This window comes from Luteibacter sp. (assembly GCF_051958795.1).
Taxonomy (GTDB): Bacteria; Pseudomonadota; Gammaproteobacteria; order Xanthomonadales; family Rhodanobacteraceae; genus Luteibacter.
Map to the genome: position 1 here is coordinate 16,931 of NZ_JBQCFT010000360.1, position 24,611 is coordinate 41,541.

General features: G+C 65.4%; 23 protein-coding genes. 15 read left to right on the forward strand and 8 right to left on the reverse strand.

The window, feature by feature from the left end:
• Positions 1-3 precede the first annotated feature (3 nt).
• Entirely contained in the window at positions 4-444 is a 441-nt protein-coding gene (locus ACTHLF_RS19120; RefSeq protein WP_440329484.1) for a hypothetical protein, read from the forward strand.
• A 156-nt stretch (positions 445-600) separates the two neighbouring features.
• Positions 601-1,956 (forward strand): TolC family outer membrane protein, encoded by a 1,356-nt coding sequence (locus ACTHLF_RS19125; RefSeq protein WP_440329486.1) that lies wholly within the window; start codon positions 601-603, stop codon positions 1,954-1,956.
• Positions 1,957-2,033: 77 nt separating this feature from the next.
• Here ACTHLF_RS19125 and ACTHLF_RS19130 read toward each other — a convergent pair whose 3' ends face one another.
• The gene (locus ACTHLF_RS19130; RefSeq protein WP_440329488.1) at positions 2,034-2,426 is read right to left on the reverse strand and encodes a YidH family protein; all 393 of its coding nucleotides are present in this window, start codon (positions 2,424-2,426) and stop codon (positions 2,034-2,036) included.
• Between the two features lie 196 nt (positions 2,427-2,622).
• Here ACTHLF_RS19130 and cyoA point away from each other — a divergent pair, with 196 nt between their 5' ends.
• Genes cyoA through cyoD form a run of 4 tightly spaced genes read left to right on the forward strand, consistent with a single transcriptional unit; the run spans position 2,623 to position 6,566 of the window.
• A complete protein-coding gene (cyoA, locus tag ACTHLF_RS19135) occupies positions 2,623-3,585 on the forward strand; it encodes a ubiquinol oxidase subunit II (protein ID WP_440329489.1) in 963 nt (320 codons plus the stop codon).
• A 25-nt stretch (positions 3,586-3,610) separates the two neighbouring features.
• A complete protein-coding gene (gene cyoB / locus ACTHLF_RS19140) occupies positions 3,611-5,614 on the forward strand; it encodes a cytochrome o ubiquinol oxidase subunit I (RefSeq protein ID WP_440329490.1) in 2,004 nt (667 codons plus the stop codon).
• Positions 5,611-6,234: a cytochrome o ubiquinol oxidase subunit III gene (gene cyoC, locus ACTHLF_RS19145; protein WP_440329492.1), complete on the forward strand. Its 624-nt coding sequence runs from the start codon at positions 5,611-5,613 to the stop codon at positions 6,232-6,234. The genes cyoB and cyoC overlap by 4 nt, the downstream gene beginning before the upstream one ends.
• The gene (cyoD, locus tag ACTHLF_RS19150) at positions 6,231-6,566 is read left to right on the forward strand and encodes a cytochrome o ubiquinol oxidase subunit IV (RefSeq protein ID WP_440329493.1); all 336 of its coding nucleotides are present in this window, start codon (positions 6,231-6,233) and stop codon (positions 6,564-6,566) included. The genes cyoC and cyoD overlap by 4 nt, the downstream gene beginning before the upstream one ends.
• 15 nt (positions 6,567-6,581) lie before the next feature.
• Here the strand turns inward: cyoD and ACTHLF_RS19155 are convergent, their stop codons facing one another.
• Positions 6,582-7,550, reverse strand: coding sequence for a GlxA family transcriptional regulator (locus ACTHLF_RS19155; protein ID WP_440329495.1), 969 nt, complete (start codon positions 7,548-7,550; stop codon positions 6,582-6,584).
• 139 nt (positions 7,551-7,689) lie between these two features.
• Here ACTHLF_RS19155 and ACTHLF_RS19160 point away from each other — a divergent pair, with 139 nt between their 5' ends.
• From ACTHLF_RS19160 to ACTHLF_RS19180, 5 genes are all read left to right on the forward strand, one after another.
• Positions 7,690-8,088, forward strand: a complete 399-nt coding sequence (locus ACTHLF_RS19160) for an SDR family NAD(P)-dependent oxidoreductase (protein WP_440329496.1) — start codon at positions 7,690-7,692, stop codon at positions 8,086-8,088.
• 28 nt (positions 8,089-8,116) lie between these two features.
• On the forward strand, positions 8,117-9,124 hold the full coding sequence (locus ACTHLF_RS19165; RefSeq protein ID WP_440329498.1) for a zinc-binding alcohol dehydrogenase family protein: 1,008 nt from the start codon (positions 8,117-8,119) through the stop codon (positions 9,122-9,124).
• Between the two features lie 146 nt (positions 9,125-9,270).
• The gene (locus ACTHLF_RS19170) at positions 9,271-9,927 is read left to right on the forward strand and encodes a helix-turn-helix domain-containing protein (RefSeq protein WP_440329499.1); all 657 of its coding nucleotides are present in this window, start codon (positions 9,271-9,273) and stop codon (positions 9,925-9,927) included.
• A gap of 121 nt (positions 9,928-10,048) precedes the next feature.
• Complete coding sequence (locus tag ACTHLF_RS19175; RefSeq protein WP_440329501.1) at positions 10,049-10,768, forward strand: hypothetical protein; 720 nt, start codon at positions 10,049-10,051, stop codon at positions 10,766-10,768.
• A gap of 250 nt (positions 10,769-11,018) precedes the next feature.
• Positions 11,019-11,870 carry an alpha/beta fold hydrolase gene (locus ACTHLF_RS19180; RefSeq protein WP_440329503.1) on the forward strand — a complete coding sequence of 284 codons (852 nt, stop codon included), beginning with the start codon at positions 11,019-11,021 and terminating at the stop codon, positions 11,868-11,870.
• A 75-nt stretch (positions 11,871-11,945) separates the two neighbouring features.
• Here ACTHLF_RS19180 and ACTHLF_RS19185 read toward each other — a convergent pair whose 3' ends face one another.
• On the reverse strand, positions 11,946-12,641 hold the full coding sequence (locus tag ACTHLF_RS19185) for a nucleotidyltransferase family protein (RefSeq protein ID WP_440329505.1): 696 nt from the start codon (positions 12,639-12,641) through the stop codon (positions 11,946-11,948).
• A 58-nt stretch (positions 12,642-12,699) separates the two neighbouring features.
• On the opposite strand from ACTHLF_RS19185, the gene ACTHLF_RS19190 reads away from it, so the two are divergent.
• Positions 12,700-14,430: a diguanylate cyclase domain-containing protein gene (locus ACTHLF_RS19190; RefSeq protein WP_440329507.1), complete on the forward strand. Its 1,731-nt coding sequence runs from the start codon at positions 12,700-12,702 to the stop codon at positions 14,428-14,430.
• 12 nt (positions 14,431-14,442) lie between these two features.
• Here the strand turns inward: ACTHLF_RS19190 and ACTHLF_RS19195 are convergent, their stop codons facing one another.
• The gene (locus ACTHLF_RS19195) at positions 14,443-15,072 is read right to left on the reverse strand and encodes a TetR/AcrR family transcriptional regulator (protein WP_440329508.1); all 630 of its coding nucleotides are present in this window, start codon (positions 15,070-15,072) and stop codon (positions 14,443-14,445) included.
• A gap of 116 nt (positions 15,073-15,188) precedes the next feature.
• On the opposite strand from ACTHLF_RS19195, the gene ACTHLF_RS19200 reads away from it, so the two are divergent.
• From ACTHLF_RS19200 to ACTHLF_RS19210, 3 genes are read left to right on the forward strand one after another with little or no spacing between them, the layout of a single operon-like run.
• Positions 15,189-16,259, forward strand: coding sequence for an HlyD family efflux transporter periplasmic adaptor subunit (locus tag ACTHLF_RS19200; RefSeq protein WP_440329510.1), 1,071 nt, complete (start codon positions 15,189-15,191; stop codon positions 16,257-16,259).
• On the forward strand, positions 16,259-17,752 hold the full coding sequence (locus ACTHLF_RS19205) for a DHA2 family efflux MFS transporter permease subunit (RefSeq protein WP_440329512.1): 1,494 nt from the start codon (positions 16,259-16,261) through the stop codon (positions 17,750-17,752). Before ACTHLF_RS19200 ends, ACTHLF_RS19205 begins: the two co-directional genes overlap by 1 nt.
• A gap of 14 nt (positions 17,753-17,766) precedes the next feature.
• Entirely contained in the window at positions 17,767-19,224 is a 1,458-nt protein-coding gene (locus tag ACTHLF_RS19210; protein WP_440329514.1) for an efflux transporter outer membrane subunit, read from the forward strand.
• On the opposite strand, the gene ACTHLF_RS19215 is transcribed toward ACTHLF_RS19210, so the two are convergent.
• The 4 genes from ACTHLF_RS19215 to ACTHLF_RS19230 all read right to left on the reverse strand — a co-directional run bounded on the left by ACTHLF_RS19215 (position 19,208) and on the right by ACTHLF_RS19230 (position 24,433).
• Positions 19,208-20,041: an SMP-30/gluconolactonase/LRE family protein gene (locus ACTHLF_RS19215; protein ID WP_440329516.1), complete on the reverse strand. Its 834-nt coding sequence runs from the start codon at positions 20,039-20,041 to the stop codon at positions 19,208-19,210. The two genes, ACTHLF_RS19210 and ACTHLF_RS19215, sit on opposite strands and share 17 nt — an antisense overlap.
• Positions 20,038-20,949 (reverse strand): 2-dehydro-3-deoxygalactonokinase, encoded by a 912-nt coding sequence (locus ACTHLF_RS19220; RefSeq protein ID WP_440329518.1) that lies wholly within the window; start codon positions 20,947-20,949, stop codon positions 20,038-20,040. Before ACTHLF_RS19220 ends, ACTHLF_RS19215 begins: the two co-directional genes overlap by 4 nt.
• 9 nt (positions 20,950-20,958) lie before the next feature.
• Positions 20,959-21,699: an SDR family NAD(P)-dependent oxidoreductase gene (locus ACTHLF_RS19225; RefSeq protein WP_440329520.1), complete on the reverse strand. Its 741-nt coding sequence runs from the start codon at positions 21,697-21,699 to the stop codon at positions 20,959-20,961.
• 376 nt (positions 21,700-22,075) lie between these two features.
• The gene (locus tag ACTHLF_RS19230; protein WP_440329522.1) at positions 22,076-24,433 is read right to left on the reverse strand and encodes a TonB-dependent receptor; all 2,358 of its coding nucleotides are present in this window, start codon (positions 24,431-24,433) and stop codon (positions 22,076-22,078) included.
• Positions 24,434-24,611: the final 178 nt, after the last annotated feature.

Sequence of the window (24,611 nt, forward strand, 5' to 3'; positions counted from 1 at the left end):
ACCATGCCGGCTTCCACCCTGGGTGCGATGCTTCGCATCACCGAAAACTGCGTCAAGGCCGATTGCCTGAAGGATCTCGAGCGCAACGCCAGTAGCAACGGCCCATGCGGCGAACGCGACCTGCGCCAGGTGCAGGAGTTCTTCGATGCGGCGAAAACCGAGTTCACCAGCCGGATCCTCGCGGGCGCCGAGATCCGCCCCGTGCAGCTCGGGGCGGGCAAGCACAACACGGTCGCGCTGATCCTGCAGACCTTCCGCTGGACCCCCGACTACGACATCCGCAATCCTACGCATCCGTACAACGCGGCCTGGAAGGTCTTCGCGACGTGGTGCGAGGAGAACGACCTGGCGCCGGTGTTGCGCAAGTACCACGACGCGAAGGGCAAGGAACACTGGTACGAGTTGAGCGTCCGCTCGGCGTTGCCGGCCAGCCCGGACGAGTGACCGCCACTGTCCGCGCGGCGTTGTCCGCGGACACGCGGGCCCGTCGCTCGCCGCGCCGACAAACGATGCAGAAACATGGGGATAGCGGGTGAGATGCCCCGTGGCATGGGAGTTGCTCAACGCCGGTTAGCCTCCGTGCGTTCAGGGAAACCCTCCATGCGTAAGAACACCCTCTCGGCCTGCCTGGCCGGTCTGCTGGCCGCCACCGGTTACCTGCCCACCGCGGCCGGGGCCGAGGACCTGATGGACATCTACCGCGAGGCGGTGGCCAACGACCCGGTACTGGCGAGCGCGGACGCGCGCCGCCTGGTCGTCGCCGAGGGCGTGCCGCAGGCGCGTGCCGCGCTGCTGCCGCAGCTTTCCGCGGGCCTGAGCCTCAACCAGTTCCACCCCGCCTATTCGAACAACACCAACAGCGATGGCACGCCGGTCAACGGCGGCGACGGCCACAGCCGCCAGCGCGACCTCACCCTCAACCTCGACCAGACGGTCGTCGACCTGTCGAAGTTCGCCCGCGAGCGCCAGGCGAAGCAGACCGCCGAGGCGCAGAACGCGACGTACGAAGGCGAGTTGCAGGATCTGTACGTCCGTTCGACGCAGGCCTACTTCAACGTGCTCGTCGCCCAGGATCAGCTTGACGTGTTCCACTCGTACGAAGACGCTTACCAGCAGCAGTACGACCAGGCGAAGGTCCTGTTCGACAAGGGCCTCGCGCCCGAAGCGGACCTGACCCAGTCGAAGGCGTACTACCTTCTCATCAAGTCCGAGCGCGTCGATGCGGAAAATGCCTTGAAGGATGCGCGCCGCGCGTTACAGCAGCTCACGGGCAAGGAGCCGGGCACGCTGAAGACGCTGCGCGATGACCTTCCGATGGATCGCCCGTCACCGGACGATGCCAACGTGTGGGCGGCGCAGGCGATGGAACAGAACCCCTCGGTCGTCGCTGCGACGCATCTCGTGAAAGCCGACGAGCATTCGATCACCGCCGCGCGCAGCGGCCACCTGCCGACCATCAACTTCGCCATGGGCTACGACAAGCTCGGCTCGTGGTCGAACGTGAATCGCGGTGGCGCAGGCTACGGCCCGGGCAGCACCACCATCGGCGTCGTGCTCGCCGTGCCGCTGTTCAGCGGCGGCCTGACCCAGTCCCAGGTACGCCAGGCCATCCACCAGCGCGACGAAGACCAGAGCGATCTGGAAGGCTCGCGCCGCCAGGCCGCACGTGACGCGTACAACTACTACAACCTCGTGGTCGCCGGCATCGGCCAGGTGAACGACGCACGCACCGCCGTCGAATCGGCGAAGAAGTCACTGGCTTCGCTCAAGGCCGGCTACGACATCGGCACCCAGAGCCTGACCAACGTGGTGGTGGCGATCCAGATCCTCGCCGAGATCCGCACCCAGTACACCTCGCTCCGCCACCAGTTCATCCTCAACAAGCTGCTGCTGAAGCGCTCGGTGGGTTCGGCAGAGTTGAAGGACGTTGAAGAGATCAACCGCCTGCTGCAATAACCCATCCCCCAACGCACGCCGCCGCCCCGTAGGAGCCCACCTTGTGGGCGACGCCGTTCGCGACACTGCTCGGAAACTCACCCCGCCAACGCAACCACCTGCCGCGCAACATACCCCGCCAGAAAAATCCCCATCAACACCACCAGCCACGACAGCGCCCGCTGCGGCCCCGTGCCGGTGTAACCATGGCTATCCACATCATCGATCTGCTTGCGGTTGCGGTGGTAACGCAACGTGCAGAGCAGCGTGAGCCACGCGCCAAGCAGGATCAGGCCGAGCCCGAGCAGCTCCGTGGCGCGCGTATTCAGATGCACCCCGGGGTGGCTTAGCGGCGCGGAGGGCAGGGCGAACGAAAGGAACAGGTTGAAGCGTTCCAGCAGGAAGCCGAAGGCCATGATGGCGATGGCCGTGCGCACCCAGGCGAGGTAGGTGCGCTCGTTGGCGGCGTGGTCTGTGAAGTGCGGTATCACCCGTGTCTCCCGTGCATGGCAGTGGCTCGACCCCGGCTTGTATAGCCTAGCTAGCGGCCCCCAGGCTAGGAAACCCATGCGCTACCCAGCGTGATGGGCCCGCCAGGCGGGGCAAATGGCCGCACCCGGCGAGTACGCCGCAAAAACTGCGCAGGCGCAAAACCGTGCACGGCCCCCGGGCCTAGCCTTTGCGCCCATGACTGGTCAAACCTTCACCACAAAATGGGCAAGACGCCTCGCTGCGGCGGCCGTCGCCTTCCTACTCAGCGGCTGCGACATGGTGGTGATGAACCCGGCAGGGGACATCGCACGCCAGCAGCGTGATCTCATCCTTGTTGCCACCGGCCTGATGCTGCTTGTCATCGTGCCGGTGATGGCCATGACCGTGGTGTTCGCCCTGCGTTATCGCAAGGGAAGGAACCCGCAGGCCTACGACCCCTCGTTCACCCACTCCACGCGCATCGAACTCGTCGTGTGGAGCATCCCGCTGCTCATCATCGGCGTGCTCGGTGCCATCACCTGGGTGACTACCCACACGCTCGACCCGTTCCGCCCGCTCGAACGCATTTCCAAGGACCGGCCTATCCCGGCCGGCACAAGGCCGCTCGAGATCGACGTGGTCGCGATGGACTGGAAGTGGCTGTTCATCTACCCGGAGCAAGGCATCGCGACGGTGAACGAGCTGGCGCTGCCGGTGGATGTGCCGGTCACTTTCAAGATCACCTCCACCAGCCAGATGAATACGTTCTACGCGCCGACGCTGGCCGGCATGGTCTACGCGATGCCGGGCATGCAATCGATGCTGCACGCCGTGCTCAACGAACCCGGCGATACCTGGGGCTACTCGGGCAACTACACCGGCGCCGGTTACACCGACATGCGCTTCCAGCTGCATGGCATGGACCAGGCAGGCTTCGAACGCTGGGTAGCGCAGGTGAAGGCATCACCGGAAACCCTGTCGGCCGAACGCTATGTCGCGCTCGACCAGCCGAGCGAGAAGGTCCCCGTCATGCATTTCGGCAACGTGCCCGCGGAGATCTTCCCGCGCGCCGTGAACCAGTGCGTCGCCCCGGGCACGTCCTGCAAGAACGACGTCATGCGCATCGATGCCGCGAAAGACGGCGCGAGCCACGCCGGCATGACGATGGCCGACCACTAAACCCATGCTCATCTCTGGATAGACCATGCTATTCGCAAGCTCTCCCACCGGGCTGCTCGGGCGGTTATCGCTCGACGCCCTCCCGCTCCACGAGCCCATCCTGGTCGGTACCTTCATCGCGGTGGCCGTGCTTGGCCGTGCCGCCGTGGGTGCGTTGACCTACCTGAAGCGCTGGGGCTGGTTGTGGCGCGAGTGGCTCACCAGCGTCGACCACAAGAAGATCGGCATCATGTACATCGTGCTCGGCATCATCATGCTGCTGCGCGGGTTCTCCGATGCGTTGATGATGCGCGCCCAGCAGGCGATGGCGTTTGGGGAGAACCAGGGTTATCTGGCCTCGCACCACTACGACCAGATCTTCACCGCCCACGGCACGATCATGATCTTCTTCGTGGCGATCCCACTGGTCGTCGGTATCGTGAACTTCGTCATGCCGCTGCAGATCGGTGCGCGCGACGTCGCCTTCCCGTACCTCAACAACCTCAGCTTCTGGCTGACCGCGGCTGGCGCCGTGCTGGTGATGATCTCGCTGTTCGTTGGTGAGTTCGCGCGCACCGGCTGGCTTTCGTACGCGCCGCTGGCGGAACTGCAATACAGCCCCGATTCCGGCGTGGACTACTACCTGTGGTCGCTGGAGATAGCGGGTGTCGGCACGACGCTGTCGGCGATCAACATGGTCGCCACCATCATCAAGATGCGGGCGCCCGGCATGACGTTGATGAAGATGCCGGTGTTCACCTGGACGGCGCTGTGCAGCAACATCTTGGCCATCGCGATCTTCCCCGCGCTCACCGCGGCGTTCTTCCTGCTGATCCTCGACCGCTACGCGGGCACGCACTTCTTCACCAACGACCTGGGCGGCAGCCCGATGATGTACTGGAACATGGTGTGGATCTGGGGCCATCCCGAGGTTTACGTCCTGGTGCTGCCCGCGTTCGGCATCTACTCGGAGATCACCTCCACGTTCACCGGCAAGCGGCTATTCGGCTATGCCTCGATGGTGTACGCCACGGTGGTGATCACCCTGCTCTCGTACCTGGTGTGGCTGCACCACTTCTTCACCATGGGCTCGGGTGCGTCGGTGAACTCGTTCTTCGGCATCGCCACCATGGTGATCGCCATCCCCACCGGTGCGAAGGTCTTCAACTGGCTGTTCACCATGTTCCGCGGAGAGATCCGCTTCGAACTGCCGATGATGTGGGTCGTCGCCTTCATGCTGACCTTCGTGGTCGGCGGCATGACCGGCGTGCTGCTTGCCGTACCGGCGGCGGACTTCGTCCTGCACAACTCCCTGTTCCTCGTCGCGCACTTCCACAACACGATCATCGGTGGCGTCGTCTTTGGCTTGTTCGCCGGGATGGTCTACTGGTTCCCGAAGGCCTTCGGCTTCAAGCTCGACGAGTTCTGGGGCAAGGTCGCGTTCTGGGGTTGGGTCGTCGGTTACTGGGTGGCGTGGACTCCCATCTACATCGTCGGCCTGATGGGCGTGCCGCGGCGTATCAACCATCTCGATGACGTCAGCCTGCGGCCGTACTTCGTGGTCGCGGCCATTGGCGCCGTGATCATCCTCATCGGCATCCTCGGCTTCGTGATGAGCATCGTGATGGGTATCGTGAAGCGCAAGGCGCTTCGCGACGTGACGGGTGATCCGTGGCATGGGCGCACGCTCGAGTGGAGCACGTCATCGCCGCCGCCTGCGTACAACTTCGCGCTCACGCCCACGGTGTACGAGCTGGATGCCTGGCAGGACATGAAGGAGCAGGGGTACGCGCGGCCGACGGAAGGGTTCCAGCCGATCCACATGCCACGCAGCACCGGCGTGGGCGTGATCGTCGCCGGGCTATGCACGGTGCTTGGCTTCGCCATGGTCTGGTACATCTGGTGGCTGGCTGCGCTGAGCTTCGTCGGCATCCTCGTCGTCTCGATCGTCCACACCTTCAACTACGACCGCGACCAGGTCATTCCCGCATCCGAGGTCACGCTGACGGAATGCGAGCGGACGCGTGTACTGGCAGGGGGCGTGGCATGAACAGCACGGTGACGACGCAAGCCGGGCCGCGCGTATGGCACGCGGCGGAGACGCACGAACACAGTGGCAATGCCACGATGATCGGCTTCTGGATCTACCTGATGAGCGATGCGCTCATCTTCGCCTCGCTATTCGCCGTGTACGGTGTGCTCAGCCGGAACTATGCCGGCGGCCCGGGGCCGAAGCAGTTGTTCGACCTGTCTCTGGTGGCGGTGAATACCGGCTTGCTGCTGGCGTCGTCGGTCACCTTCGGTGTCGCCATGCTGGCCATGGCGGCGGGCCGTACGGGCCGGACCATGCTCTGGCTGGCGATCACCGGCGTGCTCGGTGCCGCGTTCCTTGGTGTCGAGCTGCATGAATTCGCCGGCCTGGTCGCCGAAGGCGCGGGACCGCACCGTAGTGCCTTCCTGTCGAGCTTCTTCACGCTGGTCGGAACGCACGGCGCGCACGTGGCCTTCGGCCTGGTGTGGCTCATCGTCCTGCTGGTGCAGATCGGCAAGCGCGGTCTCGGTGACGACAACCGCCGGCGAATCATGTGCCTGTCGATGTTCTGGCACTTCCTCGACATCGTGTGGATCGGCGTCTTTACCTTCGTCTACCTGCTGGGAGTCATCCGGTGACCACTTCCGTCGCATCGCACGCCGCGCACGGCCACGGCAGCGCGCGCAGCCTGGTCATGGGCACCGCGCTCTCCGTCCTGCTGACGGCCGTTCCGTTCTGGCTCGTGATGGGCGGGGTGCTCGCGAGCGCCAACGCGACCATCGCCGCCATCATCATTTCGGCGTTGGTACAGATCGTCGTCCACGTCACGTGCTTCCTGCACGTGGACGCGAAGAGCGAGGATGGCTGGACGCTTTTGTCCTTCCTGTTCACCGCGATCATCGTGGTCATCACGATCGTCGGCTCGGTGTGGGTCATGTATCACATGGATGCGAACATGATGCCGCGTTGAGCGGGTGGCGGCCGGTTAATCCGCAACGACGCAGTGCTCTCCGGTATCACCGGTGGAATCCGCCGTGGAGCCTGTCGTGCGGCTGCCCGCCCGCCGCTCCCTCCGCAGCACCTGTGGCGCAATGCCATAACCGCGCACAAACACTTCGCGGAGATGCTTCCTATCCCGGAAGCCGGTTTCCCGCGCGATGATCTCCAGCGGGTAGCGCCCCCGCTCGATCATGTTGCGGGCTTCTTCGAGCCTCAATTGCTCGATCGCCTTCTTGGGTGAACGTCCCGTTTCCATCTGAAAGACCCGGCTGAACTGCCGCGGGCTTAAGTGGACCGTGCGCGCCAGGTCGTCTACGGTCAACGCCTGAGCGAGGTTCCGTCTGGCATAGTCGAGCGCTGCCTGGATGCGATCCGATTTCGCGCCGAGACGCAGCATTTCCGAGTGCTGGGATTGTCCGCCCGAGCGCCTGTAGTTCATGACCAGTACGTGGGCCACCGAGCTGGCCACCTCGTGCCCCAAGTCCTTCTCAACCATGGCCAGCGCAAGATCCATGGCCGCCGTCAGGCCGGCCGAGGTCCAGATCGAACCGTCGACGATGAAGATACGGTCGTCTTCTACCTGTGCTCCCGGACATCGTGTGCGCAAGTGGTTGGCGAACGCCCAGTGGGTCGTTACACGGCGCCCCTCGAGCAGGCCCGCATCCCCAAGGGCGAACGCTCCGGTGCATAGCCCGGCCACGCGCCGGCCGGTGCGGGCGGCATGCGTGATGAACTCGACTTCCTCAGCACGGTGCTTCACATCAAGGGGCGCAACGACGCCGCAGATCATCCAGGTGTCAGCGAGGGCCGCCTCGTTGGCGACTTCTGTAAAAACGGTCGTTCCCAGCGACGAACGGACCTTTCCTCCGGTAAGGGAGTAGTCGATCACCTCGTACGCCTTTTCCCGGGTAACGATGTTGGCAATCTCAAAGACCGATTGCGTGCCCATGGCCATGACCTGGAAGTCTTCCGGCAAAAAGTACCCGACTCTGTGCATCTGTGTTGCCTAGGAATGTCCGAAAAAAGGGCGGTCTGTGTCATTGGCGAAAGGCAATGACCGGTGCAGCATTCGCATCAACGCGCAGGGAATTGCCATGGCCGAGGGCCCGATGCCTACCACCTTGCATACCGCAGTTGTTACCGGGGCGGCTTCGGTTCTTGGCCTGGCCTGTGCGGAGTACTTAGCCTCGCAAGGCTACGACCTAATCCTAATCGATGCGGACCGCCGCCGCTTGAACGGGCTGGCCGACGCGCTGACAACGAGAAACCGCAAGTCGATCGAGGTTGTCCAGGCCGACACCCGCTGCCCGATCGCGCAGGCAGCCATCGTTCGCAAAATTCAGGAAGACGAGAGCGTCTCCTTGCTTGTCAGCCTGTTCGCGACCGATGGCGAGGAGCTTCACGACACGTCATTGGCCTCCATGGCTGCCGGGGTCGTTCGCCATCGTGGGCGGGGCAGCCGGCTGATCCGGGCATCGATCGTTTTGTTTTGAATCCAGTTCCCGAACCGAGGACCGCACCATGAAGGCCATCGTCTACGACAAGGCCGGGCTTCCGGCGACCGACCCGGCATGCCTGTACGAAACAGAATTGCCCACTCCGGTTCCAGGCGAGCAGGACCTCCTGGTTCGTATTGCCGCTATCGCGGTAAACCCGGTAGACGTCAAACTGCGTGCCGCCGTCCAGCCAGCCGGACCACGCATCCTCGGTTGGGATGGCGTGGGGACGGTGGAGGCCGTGGGCGCCACGGTTTCGGGCGTCAAGAAGGGCGACAGAGTCTGGTTCGCCGGCGACATCACGCGCCAGGGGACCTACGCTGAGTACACCGTGGTGGACCACCGCATCGCGTCGCTTGCGCCGACATCGATCTCCGAGGCGGAAGCAGCCGCACTGCCGCTCACGGCGATCACCGCGTGGGAGCTCCTGTTCGACCGGCTGCGCATCGCGCGGGGTGGCGGCGAGGGCGAGCGCCTGCTCGTCATCGGTGCTGGCGGCGGCGTTGGCTCCATCCTCGTCCAGCTCGCGGCGCAACTTACTCAACTCACCGTCATCGGTACCGCGTCGCGTCCGGAAACCAAACGCTGGCTCAACGAACTTGGCGCTCAAGCTGTCATTGACCACTCCAAGCCCCTTCAACCTCAGCTAGCCGAACTGGGTTACCCGGTGGTCGATCATGTGATCAGCCTGACGCATACCGACCAGTACTACGCCCAGATCATCGAGATTCTCAAGCCTGAGGGACAGCTGGCCCTGATTGACGACCCGGCGACCCTGGATGCGATGCCATTGAAGCGCAAGTCGATCTCGCTGCACTGGGAGTTCATGTTCACTCGATCGATGTATCGCACCGCCGACATGAGCAAGCAGCGTGACCTGCTGGCCGAAGTCGCCTCGCTGATCGACGCAGGCGCGTTGAAGACGACCCTTGGCGAAGACCTGGGCCGAATTTCAGCGGAGAACCTTCGTAAGGCCCACGAGCTGCTTGAAAGCCACCGGGCCGTTGGCAAGCTGGTGCTTTCGGGATTCTGATGGATGGTGACGTACGGTCGCGGCTCGCGCGGGGCTTTCGCATTGAACGTGCCGTAGGACGGTCACGTGTCCTGGAGTCGGACGAATTAGCATCCGCGGTAAGGTACGTCGGTAACGCAGGAGCGCTCATCGAGGTACCGTTTACGTTGAGGCAGGGCGATTCGGCGAATCCGTTCACATTGCTCTATGCGGCCCGCGGCGGTGCCCGGCCTGCCCTGGGCTATCAAGTCCGCGGCATCGCCGATGATGGTGCGGTTACGCGTCCCCCAACCTCACATACGGTCATCTCGACGCTGTGCTCCATCCTGTCGCGAATGACCGCGTTCGACACGCTTCCATCCGAAGCATTCGCCGAGGTGGCGCTGGCTTTACGAGCGGCACACGTACCGCAGTCATTTGCCGACCTGCGGGAAAGGCGTGGTCTTTCGCATGCGCAGAACGCAACCGCCCTTCGTATGCTCGGCGAACAGCTTCTAGGCGGCTTTTCCCTGAGCGGGATCGCCGAGGCATGCGGCATGTCCGAGCGCGATTTGTCGCGAGCTTTCCGCCACACGCACGGTATGACAGTGCACAGGTGGCGAAAGTGGCAGCGGATCGAGCTCGCCAAACGCATCCTCGTCGACACGAACAACTCGATAGGCGCGGTTGGTCTGGCCTGCGGCTTCCCAGGACACGAGCAGTTCATTCGCGCGTTCGCAAGCTTCGAAGGTAAGCCACCGCTCGCATGGCGTCGCAGCGCGCCGGAGTCTGAGGGCAACAATCACGCGGGTTTGCAAAACCCTGCTGTGAAACATGCGTGGTAGTCAGCCATTTGTAGAAATCGCGTACCGGTGTCCGGAATGGTGGTCGTCTTTGTCCTTTGCCAACGCGGGACGCGTCGGCACCATGCGTCGCTGATGCCTTGACGCACAGGACGAACGATCCATGAACGAACTCCTTAGATTTGCCATTGATGCGGCCGGCGGCATCGACCGCTTCCGAAACTTCACGACGCTGCAAGCGGACCTTCATCATTCCGGCATGCTCTGGAGTCTGAAACAGCGCGAAGGCGTGCTGACGGACAGCCAGGTCACCGTGCAGCTTCACGAGCAGCAGGTGACACACGGACCGTTCGCGCCGAGTCCGAACCATTCGGTCTACACGCCGTCCCTCGTAGAAATTCGTACGCCGGATGGGACGATCGTTGAATCACTTGAGGATCCGCGTGCATCCTTTGAAGGATTCGAGATGGAGACGCCGTGGTCGAATCCGCAGCTAGCCTATTTCGCCGGCTACACGATGTGGACGTACCTCACGTCACCCTTCCTGTTGGCGCGCGAAGGTGTCGAGGTCGAGGAGATCCAGCCGTGGATCGTAGACGGTCTGCCTTGGCGTCGCCTGCGCGTGGTGTTTCCTGCCGACGTTGCGACCCACAGCGCGGTTCAGACCTTCTACTTCGATACCGATGGCCTCCTGCGTCGACACGACTATGAGGTCGATATCCAGGGGCGGAATGCTGCCGCGCGCTATCTCAGCGACTACGTGGAAGTGCAAGGCATCAAGATGCCGACGCGCTTACGCATTTATCCACGGACCCCGGAGAACATCGCGCTCCCTGAGCCGCTCATCGTTGGCGTCGACCTGTCCAACTTCCGGTTCAGCTGAGGTAGTGCGCATGAAAACGTACAAGGCTGCCGTTGCAACAGCGCCAGGCGTCCTGGAAATCCAGGAGCGCCCGGTTCCACTTCCCGGTGTCGGCCAGTACCACGACACTGATCTTCGGCGGTCGTCAAATTCAGGGGACCCTGGCCGGCACGGTCGTGGATACCTGGTGACAAAGGCGTACGTGCCAGGAACGCAGACGGTGCGCGTTACGTCTCCGTCCTTATCTGCTTAATCCTTGGAGCGACACATCATGAGTCAGAAGCTTGCGGCGAGTGCCGAGAATCTGTTTGTTGACGCCGGTGGTATTCGGTACGCGTACCGTCGATTCGGCAAGGTCGGGCGTACGCCACTACTGTGCTTGCAGCACTTCACCGGCACGCTTGATAACTGGGATCCCGCCATCGTCGATGCCCATGCGCAAGATCGTGAGGTCATCCTCTTTGAGAATGCCGGTGTTGGCCTCTCGACCGGCGACGTGGCTCCAACCATCGCTGGGATGGCGGAGCACGTGCTTCACTTTCTGAATGCCCTCAACCTGACGAAGGTGCACATCCTTGGCTATTCCCTGGGCGGATTCCTGGCCCAGGAGATCGCGATCGCACGCCCGGATCTGGTGGATCGCCTCATCCTTTCCGGCAGCGCACCGGAAGGCGGTGCCGGTGCGGGCATGGACCGTCCGGAACTCATCGCGATCTACACTGACGGCGCGATTTCTCCGCCGGAGAAGCTCAGGCGACTGTTCTTCCCAGCGACGCCAGTTGGCGCGGATGCCGCCGACGCTTTCCTCGACCGCCTTGCTTCCCGCACGGCTGCGCCGGATCTGCCGCCGGGCCCTGCGGTCGCGACGACGCAGCTGCAAGCCATGATTGACTGGGCGAACTGGACGGGTGACGTCGCTGCGAAGCTTGCCCGAATTCCGCACCGCACGTTGGTGACCAACGGCAGCAACGACACGATGATCCCAACCGCCAACAGCTTCACCCTAGCGGCTCACTTACCAGACGCAACGCTCATCATTTATCCGAACGCGGGGCACGGCGCGCTGTTCCAGCACCATCTCGACTATGTCGCTCATACGCGTAGGTTCCTTACCGAGACCTGACGCACGTAAGAAAGTCGCGATACGTTCGTAATCCACTGATCGTCGAACCTGATGCAGCGTTGATCTGGCGACAGCTCAGCCGTCCAGCAACCCAGCAGCCACGGCCGCAGCAACATCCTCAGGCGTATCAAGATCACGCTCCAGCGCATCGCGGCGCACGGCGGCCGGATGGCTACCAGCCCAGAGGCGGCGGAAGCCGGCATCGCCCTGCAGCGTGCCGGCGAGGGCCATGGTCTGCGGGCGGAGGAGGGCTGGTGCGCCGAGCGCATCACCGTACGCGGACACCACGTCGCAACTGCCGTCGAAGGCGACGAACAGCTTGTCGAGGTGTTCGGGCGTCAGGCAGGGCTGGTCCACCAGGGTGACCAGGACCGGGTAGGGGCGGCCGGCCAGGGCAGCGGCGGCCCGGCACAGCGACGAGCCCATGCCTTCTTCCCAGGTGGGATTGAAAAGGATGGCGGTGCCAGTGACCAGCGGGGCCAGCTGCTCGGCGTGGGCGCCCAGGACGACGAGCATCCGGGTGGGGCAGGTGGCCTTGGCCAGCCGGACCGCGCGCTGGAGCAGGGTCTCCCCATTGATGGTCAGCAGCTGCTTGGGCCGGCCCAGCCGGCTGCTTCCCCCGGCGGCGAGTACCACCGCGTCATGTTCCCCAAGTGCGCGCATTTCAAACCCGGAAAAATCGTCGAACCTGACGGTAACGCTAGCACGGAGGCGTTGCAGGCGCTGGTCCGGATGGGCGTCCACCGGCCCTGGGCCCAGAAAACGCGACATGGCCTTCACACCCGGCGTTGATCATCGACTAGGCTGTCGCGAAACGCGGGAACCTGGCATGACGCAAACCGAGGAGCAGCGCCTCGAGCGGCTGCGCAACCTGGCTGTGTTGGACACCGGCGCCGAAGACTTCTTCGACGCCCTGGTGCGTGCTGCGGCCGAGGTGACCGGTATGCCGATTTCGCTTATCAGCCTTATCGATCGCGACCGGCAATGGTTCAAGGCGAACGTGGGCCTGCCGGGGGTAGCCGAGACCCCGCGTGAGTACGCCTTCTGCGATTACGTCGTAAGTTCGGGCGCCGCTGTCGAGGTCCCCGATGCCCGGATGGATCCGCGCTTCGAGCGCAATCCCCTCGTCACCGGTGCCCCGGACATCAGGGCGTACACGGGCGTGCCGCTGACGCTCTCCGACGGCACCCGCCTCGGCTCGCTCTGCGTCATCGACCGCGAACCGCACATGCTCCGCCCCGACCAGGTGAACGTGCTGCGCCACCTTGCCGCCGCCGCCTCGAAGGCGCTGGAGCAGCGCGCGGACCTGATCCACCAGCGCGAGGTGGCACGCGCGGAGGCGCGACGGGCACAGAAGCTCGAGCGCGAGCTCGACGAGAAGCAGCAGTTCCTGCAGCGCACGGGCCGTGTCGCTGGCGTGGGTGGCTGGGAATACGACCTGAAGTCGGGAACCTTGTTGTGGTCCGACCATACCTGCCGCATCCACGACCTGCCCGAGGGCTTCGAACCGACGCTCGACGAGGCGCTCGCGTTTTTCTCCCCTGAGACGCAGGCCGAGCTCGCCGAAGCCATGGATCGTGCGACGCGCATGGATATCCCGTGGGACATGACGTTGCCGATGACGACCGCCACCGGCCGGCACATCTGGATACGTGCCGTGGGCGGCCTGGAGCGCGAGGACGGTGATGCGGTACGCCTGGCTGGCGCGGTGCAGGATGTCACCGAGCGGAAGATGGCGACGCAGGCGATGGAAGCCAGCGAACGCCGCTATCGCAAGCTGTTCCAGTACTCGCTGGGCCTGATCTGCACGCACGACCTGCAGGGCGAGATCCTCTCGGTGAATCCTTCCGCGGCTGCGTCGCTGGGCTATGTCATCGGCGACATGCTAGGCGTGAACCTCAAGGCTTTCATGCTACCGGAGCGTCAGGCGCAGCTGGATCGCTACCTGCACCGGATCCAGACGGAGCGTATCGCCATGGGGATCCTCGAGCTGGTCGCCTCGGATGGCACGCTGCGTTACTGGCGCTACCAGAACGTGCTGGACGATGACGCGGAAGAACCCTATGTGCTGGGACACGCGCAGGACGTCACCGAACAGCGGCGCTACGAGAGCACGCTGGTGGAATGGTCGACGCGCGATCCGTTGACGCACGCGATGAACCGGCGTTACCTCGCGCAGCTGGAAACGCGTGCGGCAAGCCGCGGTGCTTGGGGCTGCATCGTCGTGGACCTCGACCATTTCAAGACGATCAACGACACCTACGGCCACGCGCGTGGCGATGAAATCCTGGTCGGCGTGGCCCAGCAGCTGCGCGATTGCAGCGGGCCCGACGATGTCGTGGTCCGCATGGGTGGCGACGAGTTTCTCCTCGTCATCGATAACGCGGACGACGTTGCGCGGGTCCTTGAAACGCTGCGCGAAGCGCTGCGCACGAGCGAGTGGTCGCTGAGCCTGGGCGCCGCCGTGTCGTCGCAGGGCGACTCGGTCGACGACGTGATCGCGCGGGCGGACGACGAGCTTTACGCGCACCGCGCGGTGGCGCGACACGCTAAGCGCTAACTGGCGCGGTGCTCATCGGCAGATCGCGGCGACGGCCTTGCGGGCGAGCGCGTGCAGTTCGTCGCGCGGCCTGCCCGCCCGGGCGCGGATCGCGATCGTATGCATCGTGGCCGAGGCGAGCAGGGCCAACGCTTCCGGATCCGCATCCGCACCGAGCTCACCTTCCGCGCGCGCCAGTTCGATCCGCTCCCGGAAGCGTTCGTCCAGGCCGGTGAAGCCCTCACTGACGATCTGGCGAACGACCGGATCCTCCAGCGCTTCGGTGACCGCCGTGCCGACCACGAAGCAGCCGCGCGGCTGGCCTTCGCCCGAAAAGTAGATGCCCAGCGCGGCGTCGTACGCCTGCATCAGCGTTTCAGCCAGCGGCCGGCCCGGCGCGAGGACCTCGCCCATCAGGGCGAACTTCCGGTCCCAGTAATCGCTGAGCGCCTTCACGTAGATGTCGTGCTTGTCACCAAACGCCGCCTTGAGGCTCGGGCGGTTCATGCCCGTGGCGGCGGAGAGGTCGTCGAGGGATGTACCCGCATAGCCCGCCCGCCAGAACGCGTCCGCGGCGTGGCGCAGAGCGGTTTCCGGTTCGTAGGCACGCGGCCTGCCGCGCGGGCGCTTCGCGGCATCGGATGATTTTGTTCGATCCTGCATAAAAACCCTTGAAGGTCGTCTTGCCCGTACATATTATGCGGATCAGAACAAAATTCAACCGCGCGATGAGCCCCGTGAGGGACGCGCGGCATCCTTATAGCAAACAGGTAGTTACGATGAACGTGCACGTCGAGGAAGGCCCTGCCACCCGCCATGGTTTCGTCCGCTGGGGCCTGATGATCGGCCTCCCCACGCTGCTGGCGCTGGGGGGGCTCGCCTACAAGCTGACTCGGTCGGGCCAGATCGAAACGGACGACGCGTTCGTCCGCGCCGCCAAGGTCGCGATCAACGCCCGCGTCCCCGGCCAGGTGCTCGAGGTGGCGGTCGTGGATAACCAGCCTGTGCACAAGGGTGACGTGCTGGTTCGCATCGATCCGGCGCCGTACCGCATCGCGGTCGATGCCGCCGAGGCGAAGCTCGCGAGCACGCGCCTGCAGATCGAAGGCCTGAAGGCGACCTACCGCCACCAGCTGGCCGAACTGCAGTCGGCGAAGGACTCGGCGGACTTCAACCAGCGCGAGTACGAACGCAAGAAGGCGCTGCTCGCTTCCGACTATGCCTCCCGCGCGACCTATGAACGCGCTGAGACCGACCTCAAGGTGAGCCGGCAGCACATCGCCTCGGAACAGGAAGATGTCGCCAACACCATCGCCGCCCTGGCAGGCGACCCCGCTATCCCCTTGGAGCGCCACCCCAGTGTGCGCGAGGCGCAGGCGCAGCTGGATCGCGCGCGCCTCGATCTGTCCTACACCACGGTGGTCGCGCCGGATGACGGCACCGTCGCGCGCGTCGATGACGTGCAGGCCGGCGACTTCGTCAGCGCGGGCGCGCCGGTATTCGCGCTGATCTCAAGCCGCGACGTGTGGATCGAGGCGAACTTCCGCGAGACCAGCCTGACGAACATGCGCCCCGGCCAGCGTGCGACGCTGCGCGTCGATGCCTATCCGGGTCATGTGTTCAACGCGCACATCGCGAGCATGAGCCCGGGTACCGGTTCGGAGTTCTCGGTGCTGCCGCCGGAGAACGCTACCGGCAACTGGGTGAAGGTGGTCCAGCGGCTGCCCGTGCGCCTGGAACTCGATCACGCCGACCCGCAACGGCCGTTGTATTCCGGCATTAGCGTGCTGGTGCAGGTCGATACGGCGCAGGCGGCCAAGGCCCCGACGCGCGTGGCGAGGGCACCGTAATGCCTCCCGCCACACCGGCGCCGCACTCGCCCGCCGAACACCGCATGCTGATCCTTGCCGGCTTGCTCGCCACGTACATGGCGGCGGTGAACATCTCGATCCCGAACGCGGCACTGCTTCGCCTGCAGGGCGGGCTGTCGATGACCGACGACCAGGTCGGCTGGGTGTTCACCTCGTACATCGCGGCAAGCGCCGTGGTGATGCCGCTCACACACTGGCTTGCGTCGCGCTTCGGCCGGAAAGCCGTCTACCTCGCATCGCTGGTGCTTTTCACGCTGGGGCTCGCGCTGGATGTGCTTGCGACCACGCCGCTGCAATTCGTCGGCGCGCGCATCGTGCAGGGTGCGGCGAGCGGCACGCTCGCGCCGTTGTCGATGTCGATCCTGCTGTCCGAGCTGCCACCGCTGCGCCACGGCCGCATCGGGCTCACATGGGCGGTGACCGGCACCCTCGGCATCCTGAGCGGTCCCTCGATCGGCGGCTTCCTCAGCGAGTGGCTGGGCTGGCACGCCATCTTCGTCGTGAGCTTCCCGCTCGTGGCCTTTATCACCCTGGTGGTCGCGCTGTTCCTGCGTGAGCGGCGGGTGCCGCGTGCATCGTTCGACTTCTTCGGCTGGGCTGCGTTGTCGATCAGCCTCACCGCGCTGCAGATGCTGCTCGATCGTGGCCAGCGGCTGGAATGGTTCGCGTCGACGGAAATCCGCGTCGAGGCGGCCGCTGCTGTGCTGGGTGCGTGGGTCTACCTGGTACACATCTTCACCCGCAAGGTTCACTACCTTGATCGCGCGCTGTTCAACGACCGCAACTTCGCGATCGGTGCAGTCCTCTACTTCGTCTTCGGCTTCGTACTTCTGCCGACGCTGGCGCTGACATCGCCCATGCTCGAGGAGCTGCTGCGCTATCCGGGCGATGCCGCCGGCTTGCTGACCGTGCCGCGCGGCATCGGCATGATGGCGTGCCTGCTGGCCACGTGGCGTATCCCGTCGAAGCTGGATAACCGCGTCATCATGCTCGCCGGTGTCGCGCTGGTCTCGATCGGCAACGCGCGAATGGTCGGCTATTCGCCGTTGATGGATGGCTGGGCCGTGGGCATGGCCGGACTGTTGCAAGGCGCGGGGCTCGGCATGCTCATGCCGGCGATCACCCGCGCGACGTTCAGCACGCTCGCGCCGGCGCTGCGTGCGCAGGGCACGGTGTTGTTCAACCTGTTCCGACTGTATGGCAGCACGCTCGGCGTCGCCGTGGTCCAGCTCTACTTCTTCATGAACACGCAGGCCGTGCACGGTGCACTCGCGGAACACCTGCGCCCGTACGGCGCATTCGCCCACGTCACGGCGCAAACCCGTGGCCCCGCACTCGCCGCGCTGAACGAAGGCGTGACCGGCCAGGCCGCGATGATCGCCGTGATCAGCCAGTTCAAGCTCCTGTTCGTGGCGATGCTCATCGCCAGCCCCCTCATCTTCTTCCTCCGCCGGCCACGCGCTGGCCACTGACCCCCGGTAACCCCATGAATACCGTACGACTGAACCATGCAAGGCGCACCGCGCTCGCGGCGGTGCTTGGCGGCGCGACGCTGGCGTTCCTCACCGGATGCATGGTCGGGCCGGATTACCAGCGCCCCGCCGACACAACGTCGACCCACTACGACGTGGCCGCGGAGCAGCAACTCGACCACGCACGCGGTGACGGTGCGCCCCGTGTCGGCTTCGATGCGACGATTAACGCCGACTGGTGGACGCTGTTCCATTCATCGCGGCTGGACGCCGTGGTGAAGCAGGCGATCGATGGCAACCTTGACCTCGAAGCCGCGGACGCGACGATCCGGCAGGCCGACGAAGCCATTGCCGCGGCCGGTGGCGCACTGCAGCCGCAGGTCGATTTCGCCGCGAAGGGCGGCCGCCAGCGCACCGGGTTCGGTGCGGGGCGCGACACCGCCAACGTGTACTCGATCGGCCCCACCGTGAGCTTCGACTTCGACCTGTTCGGCGGTACGCGCCGCAAGATCGAAGAGACCACCGCCGTGGCCGACGTGCAGCGCCACCGTTTCGATGCGGCCTACCTGACGGTGACCGGTGACGTGGTGAGCCAGGCGATCCAGCTGGCCTCCGCACGCGCGCAGATCGCCGCGGTAGAAGACCTGCTCGCCACCGACCGGCATAACCTCGACCTTGTCCTGGGTGCGCAGCGCGCGGGCAGCGCGACCAGGGCGGATGTCGCTTTGGCGCGCAGCCAGCTGGCCCAGGATGAGACCCTGCTGCCGCCGCTGGCACAGCGGCGTGATACCGCGCGCCACGCGCTCTCCGTGCTGGTCGGCAAGGGGCCGGCGGACTGGGCGCCGCCGGAGTTCGAGATGGCGGATTTCACCCTCCCGGCCGAGCTGCCGTTGAGCGTGCCGTCGGAACTCGCCAGGCAGCGGCCGGACATCCTCGCCGCTGAGGCGCAACTGCACGCGGCGAGTGCTGCGATTGGTGTAGCGACGGCGGACATGTATCCGCATCTCCAGCTCTCGGGCGCACTGACGCAGGCAAGCGCCGGTGCGGGCGTAGGCACCCTGTGGGGCATCGTCGGCGCATTGGCCGGCCCCGTGTTCGATGGCGGTACGCGCAAGGCGAACCGCCGCGGCGCGGAGGATGCGTATGACGCCGCGCTCGCCGGTTATCGGCAGACCCTGGTCGCGTCGCTCGGACAGGTCGCTGACGTGCTGCAGGGCATCGGCCACGATGCGGAGGAATATGCCGCGCAAGGTCGCGCGCTGGAAGCCGCGGAAGACAGCCTGCACCTGAGCCAGGAAGGCTTCCGCGCCGGCGATGCCAGCGTGCTGGCCGTGCTCGAGGCGCAACGCGCACGGCAGCACGCCGTCATTGGCCAGATCCAGGCACGCACCGCGCAGTACCTCGATGCCGTTCAACTCACGCTCGCCCTGGGCGGGCGATCGAAAGACTCCTTCCTCAGGAAAGCGCGCTGAGTTCGAACAGGCCGCCGGAGCCGGGGTACGCATCCAGCGTGGCTTCGGTCAGTCGGGCACGCGAGGTCGACACATAGGCGTGCCCGAGCCGGTCGAAGGCAAGGCTGCCCACGTGCGGCGCGGGCAGCATGATCGAGCGTTCCACGGCACCGTTGGCGGCGAGCTGCACGATGCAGCTGCCGCCCCACATCGCGACCCACACGCTGCCGTCGGGCGCGATCGCCATGCCATCGGGCTTGCCGGGCGCGGTGAGGAAATCGGTGACGACGGTTGGCTCGTCCAGCCCGGCGGCATCGCCGCGGCGCGGATAAGCGAGCAAGGTGCGGCTCAAGGTATCGACCACCAGCAAGATCGCGCCACCGGCGACGAAGGCCATGCCGTTGGCGACGCCCAGCCCGCCTGCGACCTCGCTCACTTCGGCATCGAACGCCGCCGCGTAGTAAAGCGCACCGCGCCCATGCAGCAGGCCCCGGTGCATCGAACCGGTCCAGAGGCCGCCCTGCGCATCGACCGTCATGTCGTTGAAGCGGCAGCCCGCGGCGAGCGGCGCCGGAGGGCCTGCGGTCAGCGCGCCCGTTCTCACATCGATGGCGAAGAAGCGGTCCTCGCCGGCAGCGACCCATGTGCCATCCGGGCGTTTGCCCAGCGACCACACCGGCGCGGCCAGCGGCATCTCATGGAGCCGCGCCTCCGCGGTGCACCAGCGCAACAGCCGGCGGCCAGGCGGATCGAGCCAAAGGACGTCGTCGCCATCCATGCGGACGGATTCGCCGACGAGGGCCTTCGCATCGGCGACGAGGCGGACCTCCGCGCTCATGCGAGCTGGCGCCGCGCGGCGTGGATACCGGCGAAGCCATGGGCGGTCGCATCGGCGGCGTCCACGACCTGCGTGCTGAAGCCAAGATGGGCCAGCCCGGCCGCATACAGCGCGCATACCGCCGCGGCACCGACCAGGGTCACGGATGACTCCAGTGGATAGAGCGCGCGCGCATCCGCTAGCTCCGAGCCGATCAGCAGGCCACGCAGGTAGGACGCGGCATGATCGCGGGCGAGGTCGCCACGGATCACCCGCGCGCGTACCCCGAACAGTGCCGTGCCCAGCCCCGGCTCGCGTTTGCTGCCGGCTTCGATCCCCTGGAAGAACGCCTCGCCGATCGCCGCCGGTGCGGCGACCACGGAGGCCAGCATGCCGGCCGCGGTAAGCCGGTCGAAGATCTCGCCGGACATCGCGGTCATGAACTCGATGACCTTGCCGCCTTCGATACGTACCCACTTACCGTGCGTGCCGGGCAGGGCGACGATGCCGTCGGTGGGCAGGCGGCCGGCGCGCAGCAGGCCGAACAGCTCGGTTTCCTCGCCGCGCATGATGTCCGGTGCGCCATCGCTCGCCCTGCGGCAGGCGAGGCCCGGCACGATAAGCATGTCCCGGCCGGCGATGCGCGTGGGGTGCAGCATCGCCGCGAGGCCTTCCAGCCCGATGGGGCACCCGGCATAACCCGCATCGTCCCAGCCCACGTTGGAGCCGACCATGCCGCAGGCGTAAAGGGTCTCCGCGTGGGGCCAGCGCGCCGACAGGCCTGCGATCTGCGCCACCATGCCCGCGCGATCGAGCGAGGCGATGCCCGCGGGTTCGGCGAACGCGTCGCGTACCGTGCCGTCTTCGTCGAGGAGGAAGGAGCGGAAGTTCGAACTGCCCCAGTTGATCGCAATGAACTCGTGCGCCATGAAAGTCCCTTAGCGGCGCGTCACCGACGCGCCGCCATCGATTGGATAAATGCCACCGGTGATCCACGCGCTGGCGTCGCTGGCGAGGAACCAGGCGAGTTCGGCTACGTCGTCCGCCGTGCCGAGCCGCCCGAGCGGATGACGTTCCACATTGCGTTCGCGCGCCGCGGCGGGATCCGTATCGCGTGCGAACGACGCCTGCAGCATCGGCGTATCGATGGAAGCCGGTGCGATCGCGTTGACCCGTACCTGCCACGGCGCGAACTCGAGCGCTGCCGTGCGCACCACCGATTCCAAAGCAGCCTTGCTCGCCGCGTACGCGGCCAGCGTGGGCGTGGCGAACCGCGCGTTGATCGACGTGGTCAGCACGACGGAGCCGCCGCCGGCATCGCGCATCGCGGGAACCAGGTAGCGCATGAGCCGCACGGCGGAGATCACATTGGTGTCGTAGGTGTCGCGAAACAGCGCGTCATCGGATTCGAGGATCGAGCCGGGCGGGCTGATGCCCGCGCAGTGGACCAGCACGGTCGCCGGGCCGTGGGCCGAGGCGGCGGCTTCCAGCGCACTACGCACGGCCGCGTCGTCGCGGAGGTCGACCTGCAGCGATAACGCGACATCCGCTGACGCCACCCTGTCGAGGCCGGCGACGACCACGCCTTCATCGCGCAGCCGCCGTGCCACGGCCGCGCCAATGCCGCTCGCGCTGCCCGTGACGATCGCCGCCCGCCCTGCCGATACCTTGCCGATCACGCCGTGGTTCTCCCTTGCTTCGCGGTGCCTGGCATCAGAAGCGCCAGGTCACCGTCGCCATGTAGTTGCGACCGTATATCACATTGGTTCGCAGGCCTTCCTCATAGCCATCGAAGGTGCGCTGGCGGCTGTTGAGCAGGTTGGTGGCTTCCACCTGCAGCGAAAGTGCCGGGGTGAAGTTGTAGCTGACCGACGCCGCGAGGTCCTTGTAGGTATCGTTGTAGATACCGGTCGCCGCCGTGGAGAGGCCGACGAGGTAGCGGTTGCGCCAGTTGTACGCGACGCGCGAACTGAACGGTCCCTTCTCGTAATAGACGATGAGGTTGTAGTTGTTCTTCGACAGGCCCGGGAACGTGAGCGAACTGCCGTTGATGTCCTAGATCGGCGTGCTCGAGTCGATGTACGTGTACGTCGCCACCATGCCGAAGCCATCGAGCGGATCGGGCAGGAAGGTGAACGGGACCTGGGCCAGCAGCTCCGCGCCCTGCACCTTGGCGGAATCGCCGTTGACCTTGCGGTTGATGAAGTAGTTCACGCCGCCGATGGTCTCGGCGCTCTGCTGCTGCACGATGAAGGTGGAGACATCCTTGTAGAACAGGCCGGCCGAGACCATGCCGGTAGCGTTGTAATAGTACTCGAGCGAGAGGTCGTACTGGTCGGCCTTGAACGGCTTGAGGCCCGGGGCGCCGCCGCTGCCCGTACCCGGCGTCACCTGCACGCCATTCACGAACGTAGCGCTGTTGTTGAGCGACACGCCGTTGTTCAGGTCTTCGGTATTGGGGAACGCCACCACGCGGGCCGCGCCGCCGCGGACCAGCAGCTGGTCGGTGATCTCCCACTTGGCGATGAACGAGGGCAGCCACTCGCGGGTGGTGCTGCGGTAGTCGGTCGGGCTGGCTGCGCCGGCGGCCGTGATCAGGTTGCCCTTCGAATCCAGCTCGCGCTGCACATAACGGACGCCGAAGTTACCGGACACCGGCATGGAGCCCGCGTTGAAGCTCCAGTCCGCCTTGGTATAGGCCTCGGTGAACTTCTCATCGATGCTGAAGGTGCCGGCGTAAGCGAGCGCGTTGTTGCGGCCATCCAGGCACTGTGGGTTCTGGCTGATCGCGGGGATCGTGGTGAACGCATCGCAGCCGGTGAACACCGAGCGGTAGCTGCCGAGGAAGCTGCGCGGCAGGCCGTCGAACTCGCCCTTCATGAAGTTGTTGTTGCTGTACACGCGCAGGTAGTCGGCCAGCGTCGTGGCCGGCACGCCACCGGTCGGGCGGATATCGGCGCGCAGCGGATCCTGGTCGCTCTTGATCTTGGTGGCGCGGGCGCCGAAGGAGAGCGACTGCCAGTGGTCCGAATCGAAGTTCCAGGTCCAGTCCGTGCGCACCGCCGGTGCATCGGTCTTCGCGCGGTAGTCGTTGTCGAACAGGATGGACATGGCCATCTGGTTCGGGTCGGTAAGGGTCACGCCGCCGACGTTGAAGCTGCCGAAGTTGCCTGAGCGCAGGTCGTAATCGATGACCGAGGTGATCCCCGATCGCGGCTGCAGGCGCATGTAGTTCTGGTGGTACTCCGCCTTGGAGCGGTCATAGGAAATCTCGGCCGAGCCATCCAGGTGGTCACCGGCGTGGAAACTGCCACGCAGCGCGGTCGACCAGACATCCGCATCGATGTCGGCGATTTCCGTGTTGGCCTGGATCGGCGTGGTGGCGCGGCCGGCAAGCAGGATGTTGTGGTTGGAGTAGGTGGCGTTGCTCAGGCCCGAGCTCGGGTTGAACGCCAGCCAGTAGCGGTCGCGGTCGGCGGTCTGCTTGGAATAGAAGGTGTCGCCGACGATCTCGACGCCCGGCGTCGGCCGCCACTGCAGGATCGCGCTGACGCCCTTCTTCGTGCGGTCATCGTCGATGTTCTGCGCGCGCATGTCGGTGCTACCGAAGTGCTTCACGCCCGCGCTGTCGGTGAACTGCGAGTAGCCCGAGAAGGTATCGAGGCCTTGCTGCACCACGGTCGCATGGCTGTACGTCGCCGCCACCATGGCGCCGAAGCGCTCATCCTTCGTGCGGCCGGAGAGCAGGGCGAAGCCATCGCCACCGCCCTTGCGCGCAAGCTTGCTGTACGTGCCCGAGACGCTGACGACGTTCTGGTCGCCATCGGCGTTCAGCGGCATGCGTGTTTCGATGTTGACGATGCCGCCCAATGCGCCGGACACCTGGTCGGCGCTGGCGAGCTTGGTGACCGAAAGGCGCGAGATCACCTGGGAGGGGACGAGCGTGAGCAGGCCATACGTCGATGTGTTGAGCTGGTCCAGGCCATTGCCGCCGCGGCCGGTGGCATCGAAGATCTCGCGGCCGTTGTACAGGTAGACGTTCTGGCTGAGGCCGCGCACGAGGATGTTGCTGCCCTCGCCCATGCCGCGTTCCAGCTGCACGCCGGCGACACGGCCAAGTGATTCGGCGACGTTGGAGTCCGGCAGCTTGCCGATGTCGTCGGCGACGATCGCATCGACGATCTGCGAGGAATCACGCTTGAGGTCGCGCGACTTTTCCAGGCTCTGGCGAATGCCGGAGACGGTGACGCCCTCGAGGTTGACCGGGTCCTGGCTTTGCGGCGCGTTCGTATCCTGCGTCGGTGCCGCGGGCGGCGTGGCCGGCGGCGTAGCGGTTTGTGCAACGGCCGGCACGGAGGCGAGAAGCGCCTGTGCGATCAAGGCCGACAGGAGTGTGCGCCGAGCAAGAACCATGTTTTTTTCCTCCCCCGAGGTAGTGAGCCTGCGGGAAAGCGGCCGCCCTCGCGGACCGAATTCCTCTCCCCATGGCTCGCACGAATCGCTTTGGTGAATCGCCCTTTGCCAGCGGTTTTTTGCTTGGCATGGTGTAACTATTATAGCAATATACCGGGGCACGCAAGAGCGACTGCAC

What these genes read in the sequence shown, in the direction of transcription:
- ACTHLF_RS19120 (WP_440329484.1), top strand. Translation starts at nt 4, where the DNA reads ATGCCGGCTTCCACCCTGGGTGCGATGCTTCGCATCACCGAAAACTGC.
- ACTHLF_RS19125 (WP_440329486.1), top strand. Translation starts at nt 601, where the DNA reads ATGCGTAAGAACACCCTCTCGGCCTGCCTGGCCGGTCTGCTGGCCGCC.
- cyoA (WP_440329489.1), top strand. Translation starts at nt 2,623, where the DNA reads ATGACTGGTCAAACCTTCACCACAAAATGGGCAAGACGCCTCGCTGCG.
- cyoB (WP_440329490.1), top strand. Translation starts at nt 3,611, where the DNA reads ATGCTATTCGCAAGCTCTCCCACCGGGCTGCTCGGGCGGTTATCGCTC.
- cyoC (WP_440329492.1), top strand. Translation starts at nt 5,611, where the DNA reads ATGAACAGCACGGTGACGACGCAAGCCGGGCCGCGCGTATGGCACGCG.
- ACTHLF_RS19155 (WP_440329495.1), bottom strand. Translation starts at nt 7,550, where the DNA reads ATGGCCATGGGCACGCAATCGGTCTTTGAGATTGCCAACATCGTTACC.
- ACTHLF_RS19160 (WP_440329496.1), top strand. Translation starts at nt 7,690, where the DNA reads ATGGCCGAGGGCCCGATGCCTACCACCTTGCATACCGCAGTTGTTACC.
- ACTHLF_RS19165 (WP_440329498.1), top strand. Translation starts at nt 8,117, where the DNA reads ATGAAGGCCATCGTCTACGACAAGGCCGGGCTTCCGGCGACCGACCCG.
- ACTHLF_RS19175 (WP_440329501.1), top strand. Translation starts at nt 10,049, where the DNA reads ATGAACGAACTCCTTAGATTTGCCATTGATGCGGCCGGCGGCATCGAC.
- ACTHLF_RS19180 (WP_440329503.1), top strand. Translation starts at nt 11,019, where the DNA reads ATGAGTCAGAAGCTTGCGGCGAGTGCCGAGAATCTGTTTGTTGACGCC.
- ACTHLF_RS19185 (WP_440329505.1), bottom strand. Translation starts at nt 12,641, where the DNA reads ATGTCGCGTTTTCTGGGCCCAGGGCCGGTGGACGCCCATCCGGACCAG.
- ACTHLF_RS19190 (WP_440329507.1), top strand. Translation starts at nt 12,700, where the DNA reads ATGACGCAAACCGAGGAGCAGCGCCTCGAGCGGCTGCGCAACCTGGCT.
- ACTHLF_RS19195 (WP_440329508.1), bottom strand. Translation starts at nt 15,072, where the DNA reads ATGCAGGATCGAACAAAATCATCCGATGCCGCGAAGCGCCCGCGCGGC.
- ACTHLF_RS19200 (WP_440329510.1), top strand. Translation starts at nt 15,189, where the DNA reads ATGAACGTGCACGTCGAGGAAGGCCCTGCCACCCGCCATGGTTTCGTC.
- ACTHLF_RS19205 (WP_440329512.1), top strand. Translation starts at nt 16,259, where the DNA reads ATGCCTCCCGCCACACCGGCGCCGCACTCGCCCGCCGAACACCGCATG.
- ACTHLF_RS19210 (WP_440329514.1), top strand. Translation starts at nt 17,767, where the DNA reads ATGAATACCGTACGACTGAACCATGCAAGGCGCACCGCGCTCGCGGCG.
- ACTHLF_RS19215 (WP_440329516.1), bottom strand. Translation starts at nt 20,041, where the DNA reads ATGAGCGCGGAGGTCCGCCTCGTCGCCGATGCGAAGGCCCTCGTCGGC.
- ACTHLF_RS19220 (WP_440329518.1), bottom strand. Translation starts at nt 20,949, where the DNA reads ATGGCGCACGAGTTCATTGCGATCAACTGGGGCAGTTCGAACTTCCGC.
- ACTHLF_RS19230 (WP_440329522.1), bottom strand. Translation starts at nt 24,433, where the DNA reads ATGGTTCTTGCTCGGCGCACACTCCTGTCGGCCTTGATCGCACAGGCG.